The sequence below is a fragment of the Lapillicoccus sp. genome (assembly GCF_025353065.1).
In the GTDB taxonomy this organism is placed as follows: Bacteria; Actinomycetota; Actinomycetes; order Actinomycetales; family Dermatophilaceae; genus Lapillicoccus.
The window spans coordinates 1-13,214 of the sequence record NZ_JANXRJ010000084.1 but is presented as its reverse complement, the minus strand read 5'-3'; the positions used below and the strand labels follow the sequence as shown (position 1 = coordinate 13,214).

Genomic DNA, 13,214 nt, shown 5'->3' with positions numbered 1-13,214 from the left:
CATGACCATCCTCACGCGCCAGCTCGGCGCCGGTCTGCGCATGCTGCTCGTCCTCACGGTCCTCACGGGGATCCTCTACCCTCTCGTCGTCCTCGGACTCGGGCAGGCCATCGACCACCAGGCGGCCAACGGCTCGCTCGTGACCCGTGGCGGCAAGGTCGTCGCCTCCACGAGCCTCGGCCAGGTGGTGCCCGATGCCGATGTCGCCAAGTGGTTCCTCCCTCGCCCCTCGGCCAACGCGTATGCCGGCAACACCAGCGGTGGCAGCAACCTCGGCCCGGCCGCCGATGCCCAGATCAAGGCCCTCAAGGACAACGGGGACGCCGTCCGCAAGGCCAACCCGGGCGCCCCGGCGACGTTGCCCCCCGACGCCCTGACAGCCTCGGCCAGCGGCCTCGACCCCGACATCTCCCCGGAGTACGCCCTCCTGCAGGTGAGTCGCGTCGCGGCGGCCCGCGGCATACCGGAGGCGACGGTGCAGAGGCTCGTCGCGGACCACACCAAGGGCCGGCTGCTCGGCTTCCTCGGGGAGCCTCGCGTCAACACCACCGAGCTCAACATCGCCCTCGCCGACCTGCCGACCGCCTGACGCGGTCGGCGACCGCACGAGTGGGAGAATGCGCGTATGGCTCGCGGTCTGCTGCGCATCTACCTCGGGGCAGCACCCGGGGTGGGCAAGACCGTGGCCATGCTCTCGGAGGCCCACCGTCGGGCCGAGCGGGGCACCGACGTCGTCGTGGGGCTCGTCGAGACTCACGGGCGCCCCTACACCGACACCCAGCTGGGCGGCCTGGAGGTCGTGCCCCGCCGGACGCTCGATCACCGGGGCACGACCTTCGAGGAGATGGACGTCGACGCGATCCTGCGGCGCGCGCCTGACGTCGCCCTCGTCGACGAGCTCGCCCACACCAACGCCCCGGGGTCGCGCAACACCAAGCGATGGGAGGACATCGAGGAGCTGATCGCCGCCGGCATCGACGTCATCTCGACCGTCAACATCCAGCACCTCGAGTCGCTCAACGACGTCGTCGAGTCGATCACCGGGATCAAGCAGCGCGAGACGGTGCCCGATGACGTGGTGCGCTCGGCGGCCGACCAGATCGAGCTCGTCGACATGTCGCCCGAGTCGCTGCGACGACGGATGGCCCACGGCAACATCTACCAGGCCGAGAAGATCGACGCCGCCCTGGCGAACTACTTCCGACCGGGCAACCTCTCCGCGCTCCGCGAGCTCGCGCTGCTCTGGCTCGCGGACCGGGTCGACGAGACCCTCGAGCGCTACCGCGAGTCGCACGGCATCTCCCAGTCGTGGCCGACGAGGGAGCGCGTCGTCGTCGCCCTCACCGGCGGCCCCGAGGGCGAGACCCTGCTCCGACGCGCCGGCCAGATCGCCTCGCGCGGCGCCGGCGGCGAGCTGCTCGCCTGCCACGTCGCCCAGAGCGACGGGCTGGTCGACGGCGGCGCCGACCTCATCGTCGCCCAGCGCCGCCTCGTCCTCGAGCTCGGTGGGGCCTTCCACACCGTCGCCGGGGACGACGTCGGGGAAGCGATCCTCGACTTCGCCCGCGGCGTCAACGCCACCCAGATCGTCATCGGGACCTCCCGGCACGGCGCCCTGCGCGGCTTCCTCTCCCGGGGCATCGGCGAGGCCGTCGCCGCCGAGGCCGGCGACATCGACGTCCACCTCGTCGGCCACTCCACCGTCGCCACGACGTCGCGGCGGTCGGGGCGCGGGTCGCTGAGCCGCCGTCGCCGCCTCGGCGGCTGGGCGCTCGCTGCCCTCGGCATCCTCGCCGTCACGCTCGTCCTCGTGCCGTCGCGCGCATCGCACGACCTCCCGCTGGAGGTCCTGGTCTATCTCGCCCTCACGGTCGGCTGCGCCCTGCTGGGTGGCGTCTGGCCGGCGGTGTTCTGCGCTGTCGCCTCGTCGCTCGTCATCAACTGGTTCTTCACCGAACCCGTGGGCACCCTCACGATCAACAGCCCCCAGAACGCCCTGGCGCTGCTCGTCTTCGTGGTCGTCGGGGTCTCGGTCGCGTCGGTGGTCCACCTCGCGGCCCGACGCAGCACGCAGGCCATCGAGGCGCAGCACGAGTCCCGCACCCTGGCGACGCTCGCCCAGTCGCTCCTCGGGGTCGCCGACCCCGTGCGGGCCCTGCTCGACCAGGCCATGACGACCTTCTCGATGACCGGAGCCGCCCTCGTTTCGAGGCCCACCGTGCGTGACCCCTGGCAGGTGCTCGGCGAGGTCGGGGACTTCACCGTGGACGACATCACGCGGGCGTCGGTGCGCGCCCCCGTCGACGAGGACACCGAGATGGTGCTCGTCGGGCCGGTCCTCCCGGCCGAGGAGCGCGGCCTGGTCTCGGCGTTCACCTCGCACGCAGCCTCCGTCCTCACCCGCGAGCGACTCGTCAAGGAGGCGGCGACGGCCAAGGGCCTCGCCCGCGACAACCGGGCCCGCACCGCTCTGCTCGCCGCCGTGTCGCACGACCTGCGCACCCCGCTGGCCAGCATCAAGGCGGCCGTCTCGAGCCTCCGCCAGGAGGACGTGCGCTTCTCGGCCGAGGACGAGGCCGCCCTGCTCGAGACCGTCGAGGAGTCGACCGACCGGCTCGGCACCCTCATCGGCAACCTCCTCGACATGTCGCGCATCCAGACCGGCACCATCACGGCGCGCCTCGAGACGCTGTCGGTGGGCGAGGCCGTGCACGCGGCCGACAGTGCGCTCACCGAGCCGGGACGTGTCCGGCTCCAGGTCGACGAGCGGGCGGACCTCGTCATCGCCGACGCCGGACTGCTCGACCGGGTCCTCGCCAACGTGCTCGAGAACGCCGTCCGCCACTCCCCCGGCCGACGCGAGATCCTCGTGCAGTCCGGCCGGATCGGCAAGCGGGTGCAGATCCGGGTCGTCGACCGTGGCACCGGGGTCGCGGACGACGCGAAGGAGCGGATCTTCGCCCCCTTCCAGCGCGAGGGCGACGCTCCCCGGGGTGACGGCGTCGGCCTCGGCCTCGCCGTGGCGCGCGGCCTCACCGAGCTCATGGACGGCCTGCTGACGGCGGAGGACACCCCCGGAGGCGGGCTCACCGTCGTGCTCGAGCTGCCCCTCGCCCTGGAGGGGTATGCCGCGGCGCCTGGACCCACGTCGGCGACCACGCCCGAGCCCAGCCGACGCGACGTGGCAGGATCGCCTGCGTGACCTTCGTCCTCGTCGTCGACGACGAACCGCACATCCGTCGCACGTTGACGATCAACCTGCGCGCCCGCGACTACGAGGTCGAGGCCGCCGCCGACGGCCGATCGGCGCTGCAGATCATCCACGAGCGCACGCCCGACGTCATCGTCCTCGACCTCGGCCTCCCAGACCTCGACGGCGTCGAGGTGCTGCGGCGCCTCCGGCAGACCTCCCGGGTCCCCGTGGTGGTCCTCTCCGCCCGGCACGACTCCGACGACAAGGTCGAGGCGCTGGACGCCGGTGCCGACGACTACGTCACGAAGCCCTTCGGGATGGACGAGTTCCTCGCGCGGATCCGCGCGGCCATCCGGCGCGGTGCCTCCGACGAGCACGACCACTTCGTCGTCGAGTCCGAGGACTTCGTCCTCGACTTCGGTGAGCGCCAGGCCACCGGCGGTGACGGCGGCGAGATCCGCTTCACCCCGACCGAGTGGCGGCTGCTCGAGACGCTGGCCAAGAAACCGGGGCACCTCGTGACGCACGCCGAGCTGCTCAAGGCGGCCTGGGGCCCGGCATACGGGCGGGAGCTCAACTACCTCCGTGTCTACGCCAACCAGCTGCGCCGCAAGATCGAGCCCGACCCCGGCGCCCCCGTGCACCTCGTCACCGAACCCGGCATCGGCTACCGCTTCTTCGTCTGACGCTCTTGGTAGGACGCAGACGGGAAGGCGTCGCCAAAGGTCACCTCTGGCGGAACGGGGCCGCCGCCTCTTCCCGAGAGGTCAGGTCGGGTCCTTCCCGGCCCCGGGGATCAGCCGAAGGTGACCTTTCGAGGGCGCCTGCGTGGACCGAGGCAGCCCGGATGAGAGTGTGGGACCCATGGTGAACGAGGTGGACGTCGTCGTCGTGGGCGCCGGGCTGGCCGGCCTGATGTGCGCGGCGACCTTGCAGCGACGGGGCCTCGAGGTGCGGCTGCTCGAGGCCGGTGACACGGTCGGGGGACGGGTACGCACCGAGGTCGTCGACGGCCACCTCTGTGACGTCGGCTTCCAGCTGCTCAACCCCGCCTACCCCGCGGTGAAGAAGTTCGTCGACGTCGACGCGCTGAAGCTGGGCGCCTTCCAGGCGGGGGTGCGCATCCGGCGGGGCACCGAGTCCGCCGTCCTCGCCGACCCCCGGCGGGCGCCCCAGCTGCTGCCCTCGACCCTGGGCAGCGGCCTGCTCGACCTGCGGGAGATCGCCGCGCTCACGAAGTGGGTCGGCCCCGTGCTCGTCACCCCCGACCGGGTCATGGCCGGCGCCGATCAGCCGTTGGGCACCGCGCTCGACGTTGCCGGCATCCACGGCCGCCTGCGCCGCGAGGTGCTCGAGCCGTTCCTCGCGGGCGTCCTCGCCGACGAGCCGGGGTCGGCCTCGTCGATCTTCGCCCGCCTCCTGCTGCGTTCCTTCCTGCTCGGGACACCCGGCCTGCCCGAGGACGGGATGCGGGCGCTCCCGGCCCAGCTCGCCGCTCATCTCCTGCAGCCGGCCGAGACCGGGGTCCGCGTCGTCGGGGTCGACCCCGGCCCCAGCGTGCGCACCGCCTCCGGCACCGTCCACGCGCGCGCCGTCGTCGTGGCGACGGACGCCGTCGACGCAGCCGGCCTCGGTCTCGTGCCCGCCCACCCGATGGGCGGCCTGACGACGTGGTGGTTCAGCGCCCCCGCCGGTATGCCGCACGACCGCCTCCTGCTCGTCGACGGCGACCGCGGGCCGGTCGTCAACACCGCGGTGGTCTCCGCCGCTGCCCCCAGCTATGCCCCGGCGGGTCGCGACCTCGTGGAGGTGACGACCCTGTCTGCGGCGGGACTGACCGACGACGCGGCCCGGGCCGAGGCCGGTCGGCTCTGGCAGACCGACACCCGCGAGTGGGACCTCCTCGTCCGCCACGACGTCACCCACGCCCTGCCGCTCACCCGCGCGCCGCTCGACCGACGCCGGCCGGTGGACCTCGGCGACGGCCTCTTCGTCTGCGGCGACCACCGCGACACCCCTTCTCTCCAGGGCGCGCTCGTCTCCGGACGCCGGACCGCCAACGCCGTCCTCAGGCGCCTCGCCGGGAGCACGGGCTCAGGGGACGCCTGACCGGCACGGGCCCGGTGTGACTGCCAAAAGCTGTCACATCCCGAGCACGTGCCGGTCCTGGGTCCCCTCTGGCGTGGTGACCGACCGGTCAATCGCGGCCGGTGAGGCTCCAGGCGTCTTCGCTGCCCTCGTCGCCATCGACCTGTTCGAGGTCGTCGAGGCCCTCGGGCGCGAGCGAGTCCTTGGTCTCCCAGCGTGAGGCACGTTGTGCGGCAACGGTGCTCGGGCTCGGACCACTGCGCGGGTCGGCTGCCTCCGCGTCGCCCGACACCGGGCCACGGTCGCGGATGCCGTCGTCGGCCTGGCCGTCGTAGGCCACCTCGACGCCGGGCGGCTCCTCCCCCCGGAGCAGGGCCAGCGTGGCGGGCAGGTCGTCGACCTTGACGAGAACGTCGCGGGCCTTGGACCCCTCGGAGGGGCCGACGATGCCCCGTGACTCCAGAAGGTCCATCAGCCGGCCGGCCTTGGCGAAGCCGACCCGCAGCTTGCGCTGCAGCATCGACGTCGAGCCGAACTGGGTCGTGACGACGAGCTCGGTCGCCTGGAGCAGCACGTCGAGGTCGTCGCCGATGTCGTCCTCGACGTGCTTCTGCGCCACGGCCACCACGACGTCGTCGCGGTAGCTGGGCTTGAGCTGCTGGGTGACCGCCTTGACGACGGCGTTGACCTCCGACTCGGTCACCCACGCACCCTGCACGCGCACCGGCTTGCTCACCCCCATCGGGAGGAAGAGCGCGTCACCCTGGCCGATGAGCTTCTCGGCGCCGGGCTGGTCGAGCACGACCCGGGAGTCGGCGAGCGAGGAGGTGGCGAAGGCCATCCGCGAGGGGATGTTGGCCTTGATCAGCCCGGTCACCACGTCGACGGACGGGCGCTGCGTCGCGAGGACGAGGTGGATGCCTGCGGCGCGGGCGAGCTGGGTGATCCGGACGATCGACTCCTCGACGTCGCGCGGGGCGACCATCATCAGGTCGGCGAGCTCGTCGACGATGACGAGCAGGTAGGGGTAGGGGGTGATGACCCGGTCCGAGCCCGGGAGCGGCTTGAGCTTGCCGGAGCGCACCGCCTTGTTGAAGTCGTCGACGTGCTTGTAGCCGAACGCGGCGAGGTCGTCGTAGCGGGTGTCCATCTCGCGGACGACCCAGGCCAGGGCCTCGGCGGCCTTCTTGGGGTTGGTGATGATGGGGGTGATGAGGTGCGGGATGCCCTCGTATGCCGTGAGCTCTACGCGCTTCGGGTCGACCAGCACCATGCGCACCTCGTCGGGGGTGGCCCGCATCAGGATCGAGGTGATCATCGAGTTGACGAAGCTCGACTTGCCGGCGCCGGTCGCACCGGCGACGAGCAGGTGCGGCATCTTCGCGAGGTTGGCGATGACGTAGCCGCCCTCGACGTCCTTGCCGACGCCCATGACCATGGGGTGGTCGTTGCCGCGGGCCACCTGGCTGCGCATCACGTCACCGAGCGACACGGTCTCGCGGTCGGTGTTGGGGATCTCGATGCCGATCGCGGACTTGCCCGGGATGGGGCTGAGGATCCGCACGTCGGCCGAGGCGACGGCATACGCGATGTTCTTGGAGAGGGCCGTCACCCGCTCGACCTTGGTCGCCGGGCCGAGCTCCACCTCATAACGCGTGACGGTGGGCCCACGGGTGAATCCCGTGACGGCAGCGTCGATCTCGAACTGGTCGAAGACCTCGGTCAGGGCCGCGACGACATGGTCGTTGGCGGCGCTGCGGGTCTTGTGCGGCGCACCGGGAGCGAGCAGGGACTGGTCGGGCAGGGTGTAGGTGATGTCGCCGCTGAGCTGCAGCTGCTCGACGCGGGACGGCAGGGTGGCTGTCGGCGGCGGGACGAGACCCTCGCGCGGCCCGACGTCCGGCACCGGGCCGCGCCCCACCGTGACCACCTCGGTCTCGGGGCTGTCGGGGCTGCCACTCCTGTCTACGCTGCCACTCCTGTCTGGGCTGTTGGTGCCCACCCCCGTCGGCGCGAGGACCCCCGGAGCAGTCGGACGCTTCTCACCGGGTCGCAACCGCCGGCCGCTCCTGCCGGCGTCGATGACGGCGGCCTGCTCGAACGCCTCGTCGCCGGAACGCTCCTCGAGGTCGCCCCGGAGGTCGACCGCGCGGCGACGACCGCGCCTGGGGGCGGTCTGGTCGGGCGTAGTCTCGCCGGGCGCGGTGTCGTCGTGCGCGGGTTCGTGATCCCCGGTGGCCCCGGCGTCTCGACGCAGCACCCAGTCGCGCAGCTCCGTCAGGCGGCCGGGGACCATCCGCACCGGGGTGGCCGTGACCACGAGGACCCCGAAGAGGCCCAGCAGGACGAGGATGGCGCCCGCGCCGTAGACCGAGATGCCTGCGGCGAGCGGGCTGGAGGCGAGGAAGCCGATGATGCCGCCGGCGGCGCGCATCCTGGTGGCGCCGTCGGGGGGCTGGGGGATCCCGTCGGCGATGTGCGCGAGCCCGCAGGCGGAGAAGGTGAGGGCGATGAGCCCCACGGCGATCCGGTTGTTCGCGGCGGAGTCCCCGGGCGAACGCAGCAGCCGGATCCCGAGGGCCAGCAGGATGAGGGGCAGGGCATAGCCCACGCGACCGACCGTGCCGGCCACCACCGCGTGGATGACGTCACCGGCCACCCCGGACACCCCCCACCACTCCCGGGCGGCGACGACGACCGAGAGGGCGATCAGGGTGAAGCCGAACCCGTCGCGGCGGTGCTCCGGCTCGAGCTCGCGGGCCGAGGTCCCGACCCGGCGGACGGCTCCCCCGGCGAGGTGGGAGACCCCCATCCACGTCCCACGAAGGGCGCGCAGCGGCAGCGGGAGACCACCGGACCGCGCCTTGCTCGGACCCCGACCGGCCGGCTTGCGGGTAGCCCCCTGACCTCCGCGGCCCGCCGAGGGACGCGAGCCCGCAGGCCGCGCGGCGCGGGAGGAGGCGCCGGTGCGCGAGGCGCCGGTCGAGGAGGATGAGGGACGGCTCGCCATGGTGGCACCGTACGGCAAAAGTCACCTGAGACCCATGTGCCACACGCGTCACACCGCTTCGACGGGGTAGAGGCGATTCATCGCCTATGCCGGAAACCTCCGGCCCGCGGCCGCATCTCGGGGGTTCGTTCCCCTCGCGGCCCGCCCTCCCGGCCCGTACGCTCGCGACGTGGGGCTGATTCACAGCCCTCTCCCATCTGAGAAGGATGTCGATGAGTCGCCGCTCGACCCGCACCGCCCTCGCCCTGACCGCAGCGCTCGCCACCGGCGCAGCCACTCTCACCGGCGTGGCTCTGTCCAGCCCGGCGAACGCCACCACCACCAGCGCCATGAGCGCCGGCGTGCCCGCCGACCTCGTGCCGGTCCGGACACTCACCTCGCTCCTCGGCACCCACCAGTGGTTTGCCCAGACCTTCCACGGCCTTCCGGTCCTCGACTCCTTCTACGCCGTCCACCGGGACAACACCGGCGCCGTCAGCAGCATCGCCGACGGACGCCTCGCGGTGCCAGCCGCACTCTCGACGATTCCGGCGGTCACCGCCGGCGCGGCCACGAAGGCCGCGAGCGGCGCCCTGGTCGCGGCTGCGGCGACCGCGGACAAGGCGGCGAGCTCGCGGGCGACGAAGAACAGCACCGTCATCGCGGCTACGGGCACGGGGACGACGACGCTAGCCGTCGTCGGCGGTGCCCGGGCCACCCTGGTCTGGAGCGTCGTCTCCTCCGGCGCCGACGGGGAGAGCCGCACGCTGGTCGACGCGAGGACCGGCGCCGTGCGCGAGGTCAAGGGCCTCAGCAAGAACGCCACCGGCAAGGGCAAGGTCTTCGACCCGAACCCGGTCGTGGCCCTGAAGAACGAGAGCCTCACCGACAAGAACGATGCCGACCAGGCGGTCCTCGACCCGGCATACCGGACGGTGACGCTCGCGCACCTCAACACGAGCGGCACGCTCGTCGGCGCCTACGCCCAGGTGACTCAGGCCAACGGCGGTCTGGCGACGAGCCCGACCCGGCAGTTCCTCTACACCCGGGCCGACGACAGGTTCGAGCAGGTCAACGCCTACTGGGGCATCGACAAGGCGCAGACCTACATCCAGAGCCTCGGCTTCACGGACGTCAACAACGAGTCGCAGAAGCTGCTGATCGACACCACGACCGTCGACAACTCCTTCTACTCCCCCAGCGCCGACACGATCACCTACGGCACCGGCGGGGTGGACGACGCCGAGGACCTCGAGGTGGTGTGGCATGAGTACGGCCACGCGATCCAGGACGCCCAGGTGCCCGGCTACGGCTCGTCGGAGCAGGCCGGCGCCACCGGCGAGGGCTTCGGTGACTACTGGGCCGTGCAGATGTCGCAGACCACGAGCAAGGGCTTCGACATCCCCTGCGTCATGGACTGGGACTCCACCAGCTACACGACGACCGTCCCCCACTGCCTGCGTCGCACGGACACCGGCAAGACGACCGCCGACATCGACGGCGAGGTGCACGACGACGGTGAGATCTGGTCGAACGCCCTGTGGGACATGAACAAGGCCCTGGGCCGAGAGAGGGCGAACAAGATCATCCTCGAGGCGCAGTTCTCCTACACCCCGGACAACAGCTTCGCCCAGGCGGCGACGACGACCGTGGCTGCGGCCAAGGCGCTCTACGGGCAGGCCGTGGCCAACAAGGTCCACAAGGCGTTCGCCGACCGGATGATCCTCTGACCGATCGGTGGCCGGTGACTCGGGGCGTACGGTCCTGAGCTCGCCCACCGTCTCAGATGTCGAGAGCGGCATCCCTGTCCGTGGACAAGGGGCGCCGCTCTCGGCTAATCTCGCAGAAGGTCACGAGTACCAGTGCACAGCCCCGGCTTGCTGGTCAGCAACCCTCCTTCCGCGGTGGGGTGCTCCGGGTGACGACCCGGTCCGACGTCAACCGGCGCTCGGGCAAGCGCGGACCTGCTGTGGTGGGTCCCCGGGGATCCGGAGCCAGCACCCATGTCGATCGCCAGCACACGCACCCCGTCCAGCCCGTCGGCGGCACCCCGATCCGCGGGACGCCCGATCTCCTCGTGCCGCAGCGTTGCCGGGGAGCAGCGGCTACGCGTGGTGCGGCCGGGCGCAAGCGGCTCCCACGCGGCATACGTGCCGGCCGTCGTCGGCGCCGACCTGGTCGTCCCGACGGTCCACGGGCCGGTGGGCTACGCGAACCTGGACCACGCGGCGTCGACGCCCGCCCTCGTGGCCGTCAAGGCCGCCGTCGACACGGCGCTCGAGACCTACAGCTCGGTGCACCGCGGCAACGGCTACGCGAGCACGGTGACGAGCGCGTGGTACGAGCAGGCTCGCGAGGAGGTCGCCACGTTCGTCGGCGCGCGTCAGGACGACACCGTCATCTTCACCCGCAACACCACCGACTCCTTCACCCTGCTCGCCCGCAGCCTCCCCCAGGACACCACGGTCGTCGTCTTCGAGACCGAGCACCACTCGACCCTGTTGCCCTGGAAGGGAACTCGCACCGTCACCCTCCCCGTCCCAGCGTCGATCGAGCAGGCGCTCGCCGACCTCGAAGCCGCCCTCGCGCACGCCGACACCCGTCACCGGCTCGTGGTCGTCGCGGGCGCCTCCAACGTCACCGGTGAGCTGTGGCCGTTGGCGAGGATCACGGCGCTGGCCCGGAGGTATGACGCCCGGGTCGCGGTCGACGCCGCCCAGCTCGCGCCGCACCGGGCCATCGACATCGAGGCGACCGGCGTCGACTACGTCGCCTTCTCGGGGCACAAGGTCTACGCCCCCTTCGGCGCCGGCGTCCTCGCCGGTCGCTCGGACTGGCTGGACACCGCGGCTCCCTACCTGCGGGGCGGCGGCGCGACCGCTCGCGTGAGCACTGCCGGGACGACGTGGGCGACCGGGCCGGCACGGCACGAGGGCGGCAGCCCCAACGTCATCGGGGCCATCGCCCTCGCCGCCGCCTGCGCGACGCTCGCCGCCAACCGGCCCGCCATCGAGGCCCACGAGGCGGGGTTGCTCGCGGAGCTGCGACGCGGGCTCGCCGTGATCCCCGGCGTCGACACGTGGTCGATCTTCGGGCAGGACCACGACCGGGTCGGCGTCGTCGCCTTCACCATCGAGCGGCTGGACTCCTCGCTCGTGTCGGCGATCCTGTCGGCCGAGCACGGCATCGGTGTGCGGGACGGCAAGTTCTGCGCGCACCTGCTCGTCGACGAGCTCCTCGAGGACCCCTGGGGCGAGGTGCCGGCCACGGCCGTCCGGATCAGCCTCGGCCTGGCCAGCACTCCGGAGCACGTCGAGCGCGTCCTCGCTGCCGTGGCCGCCCTCGCGGCGGAGGGGCCGCAGCGGCGCTACGTGCGCACCGAACAGGGCTGGCGCCCCGAGGGAGACACCCGCGAGCTCACCCTCCCGCGCCCCTGGTGAGGTCGGCCGGCGCGGTCAGCGTCGCCAAAGGTCACCACTGGCGTCGGCCGATCGCGGCCCGCGGTCGAGAGGTCAAGTCCGGTCCATCTCAGGGCCTCAGAACGACCGGACCTGACCTCTCGACCGGAGACCGCGGCCAGAGGTCACCTTTGGCCGCGGCGACGGGGGCAGGACCCGAAGGTGATCTTCACCGGACGCTGACGTCGTCCGAACATCGTGGCGTCATTCTGGATGAAGACGGTCCGCAGGGGCGGACCGCAGCAACAGGGAGCACGTCATGATCTGGAACCGTAAGAAGACCGGGATCTCCGCCGCCGCCGTCGTGGCGGCCGCCGCCATCGCCGCGGGTGGGGTCGCCGTCGCCCACGCAGAGAGCAACAGTCCGTCGACGACGCCGAGCGCGACGTCGACCGCCTCGCCGAGCAGCGGTAGCACCACCAAGGCCGCCAAGGGACACAAGGACCACGGCGGTCTGCGGGCCGCGCTGACCAAGCTGAAGGACGTCCAGCACGCCCAGTGGGTCACCAAGGAGGGCACCACCGGGACCTACGTCACCCACGACGCGATCCGCGGCGCCGTGACCGCGATCTCGCCTTCGTCGATCACCGTCAAGGCCGGCGACGGGGTCAGCGAGACCTACGCCCTCTCCTCGACCACGAAGATCACCGTCGCGGGGGCCAAGGGAACCAAGCCGTCGTCCGGCACCTCCGCCAGCGTCGCGTCCGGGGCCACCGTCATCATCACCGGGACCGGCACCGCCAGCCTCACCGCCGACCGGGTCGTCGTCCCCGCAGCCTGACCCACCGAGTCCCCGGACGCTCAACGGACGGTCAGCGGACCGTCCCCCACACCGCGGCGTGGTCGGTGCCGTCCAGGGTGACGGCGCCGGCGGCCACGGTGTCGAAACCCCGCACGAGCACGTGGTCGAGCTGGACGAAGGGCGGCAGCCGTGACCCGTGGGGCCAGGTCCGGACCCAGCCCTCGCCAGCCGCGCGGTGCACGTCGGTCAGCTCCGCCGCCATCCGCCGGTATGCCGGGTGGTCCTCGGAGGCGTTGAAGTCCCCCGCGAGGACCAGCGGGAGCGAGGTCGGCTGGCTGCGCTGCCATGCATCGAGGGTAGCGGCTGCGGATCACCGTGCCGGCCGCGCCCTCGTCCGCCGTGCCCGCGGCATACGGCAGAAGGGTCGTGAGTCCCGCCGCGGCGAGCCGACCGATGGCCTCGGGAGTCACCTCGGCCAGGACGAGCACGGCGGCGCTCCGCGTCCTCACCGCGGCGACGACCTGCCCGGCGTCGGCCTGTCCGCACTCGAGGTTCGCGGACATCACCGTCATCTCCTCGACGGAGGTGGCGACCGCCTGCGATCGGAGCGGCGCCACGAGCAGGACGAGCACGACCACCGCCGGCACCACGCCGGCCAGGGCGAGACGTCGGTGGCGCAGGACGGCCGAGAGCACGACGACCACGAGCAGCCCCACCCCCGAGACGGGGACGAGGGCCTGGACG

At 72.3% G+C, this 13,214-nt stretch carries 9 protein-coding genes, 1 pseudogene and 1 riboswitch; of the genes and pseudogenes, 8 read left to right on the top strand and 2 right to left on the bottom strand.

Annotation, left to right across the window (positions count from 1 at the left end):
- Position 1: 1 nt before the first annotated feature.
- The 4 genes from kdpC (at position 2) to Q0R63_RS07100 (ending at position 5,302) form a co-directional block, all read left to right on the top strand.
- A complete protein-coding gene (gene kdpC / locus Q0R63_RS07115) occupies positions 2-589 on the top strand; it encodes a K(+)-transporting ATPase subunit C (protein WP_295695744.1) in 588 nt (195 codons plus the stop codon).
- 36 nt (positions 590-625) lie between these two features.
- Complete coding sequence (locus Q0R63_RS07110; protein WP_295695742.1) at positions 626-3,202, top strand: DUF4118 domain-containing protein; 2,577 nt, start codon at positions 626-628, stop codon at positions 3,200-3,202.
- Positions 3,199-3,879, top strand: a complete 681-nt coding sequence (locus tag Q0R63_RS07105; protein ID WP_295695740.1) for a response regulator transcription factor — start codon at positions 3,199-3,201, stop codon at positions 3,877-3,879. Before Q0R63_RS07110 ends, Q0R63_RS07105 begins: the two co-directional genes overlap by 4 nt.
- A 178-nt stretch (positions 3,880-4,057) precedes the next feature.
- Positions 4,058-5,302, top strand: coding sequence for an FAD-dependent oxidoreductase (locus tag Q0R63_RS07100; protein ID WP_295695738.1), 1,245 nt, complete (start codon positions 4,058-4,060; stop codon positions 5,300-5,302).
- Positions 5,303-5,390: 88 nt separating this feature from the next.
- Here the strand turns inward: Q0R63_RS07100 and Q0R63_RS07095 are convergent, their stop codons facing one another.
- The gene (locus Q0R63_RS07095; protein ID WP_295695736.1) at positions 5,391-8,291 is read right to left on the bottom strand and encodes a DNA translocase FtsK; all 2,901 of its coding nucleotides are present in this window, start codon (positions 8,289-8,291) and stop codon (positions 5,391-5,393) included.
- Between the two features lie 212 nt (positions 8,292-8,503).
- Here Q0R63_RS07095 and Q0R63_RS07090 point away from each other — a divergent pair, with 212 nt between their 5' ends.
- From Q0R63_RS07090 to Q0R63_RS07080, 3 genes are all read left to right on the top strand, one after another.
- Positions 8,504-10,000, top strand: coding sequence for a M4 family metallopeptidase (locus tag Q0R63_RS07090; RefSeq protein WP_295695734.1), 1,497 nt, complete (start codon positions 8,504-8,506; stop codon positions 9,998-10,000).
- A 118-nt stretch (positions 10,001-10,118) separates the two neighbouring features.
- A riboswitch (SAM riboswitch) is annotated at positions 10,119-10,235 on the top strand.
- 38 nt (positions 10,236-10,273) lie between these two features.
- Entirely contained in the window at positions 10,274-11,710 is a 1,437-nt protein-coding gene (locus tag Q0R63_RS07085; RefSeq protein ID WP_295695732.1) for an aminotransferase class V-fold PLP-dependent enzyme, read from the top strand.
- Positions 11,711-11,987: 277 nt separating this feature from the next.
- Positions 11,988-12,509, top strand: coding sequence for a hypothetical protein (locus tag Q0R63_RS07080; protein ID WP_295695730.1), 522 nt, complete (start codon positions 11,988-11,990; stop codon positions 12,507-12,509).
- Between the two features lie 31 nt (positions 12,510-12,540).
- Here Q0R63_RS07080 and Q0R63_RS07075 read toward each other — a convergent pair.
- Positions 12,541-12,813, bottom strand: a pseudogene (locus Q0R63_RS07075) (endonuclease/exonuclease/phosphatase family protein); the annotation flags it as partial.
- Between the two features lie 32 nt (positions 12,814-12,845).
- Between Q0R63_RS07075 and Q0R63_RS07070 the strand changes: the two are divergent.
- On the top strand, positions 12,846-13,214 hold a 369-nt coding region (locus Q0R63_RS07070; protein ID WP_295695728.1), incomplete at its 3' end, for a hypothetical protein.